Source organism: Aquaspirillum serpens DSM 68, from assembly GCF_000420525.1.
GTDB classification, from domain to species: Bacteria; Pseudomonadota; Gammaproteobacteria; order Burkholderiales; family Aquaspirillaceae; genus Aquaspirillum; species Aquaspirillum serpens.
The window spans coordinates 1-1,642 of record NZ_ATVC01000111.1 but is presented as its reverse complement, the minus strand read 5'-3'; the positions used below and the strand labels follow the sequence as shown (position 1 = coordinate 1,642).

The 1,642-nt window shown below is 52.1% G+C and carries 3 protein-coding genes; 1 reads left to right on the top strand and 2 read right to left on the bottom strand.

Annotated features, from left to right (window positions below; translation table 11 throughout):
• Window positions 1-259: 259 nt before the first annotated feature.
• Window positions 260-871: a hypothetical protein gene (locus G465_RS0112765; RefSeq protein WP_022654814.1), complete on the top strand. Its 612-nt coding sequence runs from the start codon at window positions 260-262 to the stop codon at window positions 869-871.
• A 61-nt stretch (window positions 872-932) separates the two neighbouring features.
• Here G465_RS0112765 and G465_RS0112760 read toward each other — a convergent pair whose 3' ends face one another.
• Window positions 933-1,424, bottom strand: a complete 492-nt coding sequence (locus G465_RS0112760; protein ID WP_155846570.1) for a hypothetical protein — start codon at window positions 1,422-1,424, stop codon at window positions 933-935.
• A gap of 20 nt (window positions 1,425-1,444) precedes the next feature.
• Window positions 1,445-1,642: DUF4347 domain-containing protein (locus G465_RS14830; RefSeq protein WP_040399843.1), on the bottom strand; the 198-nt coding region annotated here is incomplete at its 5' end.

Below are 1,642 nucleotides of genomic sequence, written 5' to 3'. Positions count from 1 at the left end.
ATCGTGACGTTCTACAACAACCTGCGATTGCATTCAACTCTGGGTTATTTGCCCCCAGCTGTCTACGAACAGAATATGGCAAACACACAACCTATCTCTCTGTCCGAAAAAATTTGACCGTTACATACAGATTGTATAACCTGAATCTAGCATCCCTGTCCTTCGCAAGAAGGGCAGGGTTTTTTCCTTAAGGGCCTTGCGGATGCGCGGGATCTTTACGGAAGAAAATAGCTGCAGAGCAGCGTGAGGTAAGGATGGGATGAGTGACGGGATCGATGATCAAAAACGTGTGGAGTTCTATTCGGCCGGATTGACCGCTTGGTATGCCACACGCCTTGAGCACGACAAAAGCCTGCTGACTTTGTCCGCTGGAGGAATCGGATTGCTTATGACGCTGATGACTACGGTTGGCGTTTCATCGGCAGAGTCGCTGGTGTTGTATGTCTGCGCACTCGTGGCTTTCTTGGTTTGTCTTGCCGCTGTCTTGGTTATTTTCAAAAAGAATGCTGATCACCTTGAGGAAGCGTTATCCGGGACCGCTTCGCAAAACGACCCTGCTTTAAGCAGGCTTGACGCAATTGGTACATGGGCGTTCGCATTCGGAGTGATATTTTCAGTGGTGATCGGCATTTCAGCGGCTATCAACTCGTATGGCAAAGGAGAGAAAAAAATGAGCAGCTCAGACCAGAAGCAAAGCAGCGCAGGTATTGCACAAGAAAGTTTTAATGGTGCTGCACGATTGCAGCCTCAAGCAGATCTGACTAAAAGTTTTAATGGCATAGCCAAGCTGCAGCCAGCACTACCTCAATCCTCCTCTTCGACGGAATCAGCTGCACCATCTGCTCCATCGTCTCAACCGAATCAGAAATAGGCACCTGAGCCGCGAGCGGCTGCGGGAGGCGGTGGAGGTGGTGTTTGTTGAGTGAAGATACTTACCCGTAGGCAGCCATACGAAACCGAACACGATCCACAGCCTCTCGAAACTGTTCCATCAGCTGTGCTTTCGAGGTTTCAACAACGAGGCCATTCCAGTCCAGTGGAGGAGATTCGACTATCGTTATCCCGATACTCTCCTGGATGCAGGTTTTCTGGCTCGGACTACACGTTTCCGTAGTCCATTCGGCTAGCCGCTTCCACGCACGCTCGATTTGGCTCTCGGTGAATTCGTTCAGAGATTCTGCTCGGCGAGCAAGCTCGGCAGCCGCGTCTTTTGGGAAAAGTGCATCGCCCTGATCGAAAGCGTTCCAGACGCGGTGCGAGATGTGCGCCTGGTGCTGGAAGTGGAATGTCTCGACCGTGGGCAGTGAAGTGAAATCCTGGTCGGGCTTCATTTTTACGACAAACGCACGCTGCTGTTCAGGTCGAGGAAGGGGCTGCCAGCCAACGATGTGTACCGGTCCGAAGGGCTCGTCATGTCGCCCCATGGAGATCATTAGCGCTGGGGTTATGCGGTAGATGACGCCAGAGGCAACACTGTCATGCCAGCTGGCAAAACATCCAAATCCCAAGAACCACCCAAATCGGCATGACCGACCTTATGCGTTGCCGCAGCGACATGAAGCCCTGTCATTAAACTCAGCGTATCAACAAAGCGACGGCCTACGGCTCCGGCGGCGACTTCACAGCCATACAACAGAATCTC

Coding starts and splice junctions, on each gene's coding strand:
- G465_RS0112765 (WP_022654814.1), top strand. CDS start 260: ATGAGTGACGGGATCGATGATCAAAAACGTGTGGAGTTCTATTCGGCC.
- G465_RS0112760 (WP_155846570.1), bottom strand. CDS start 1,424: ATGGGGCGACATGACGAGCCCTTCGGACCGGTACACATCGTTGGCTGG.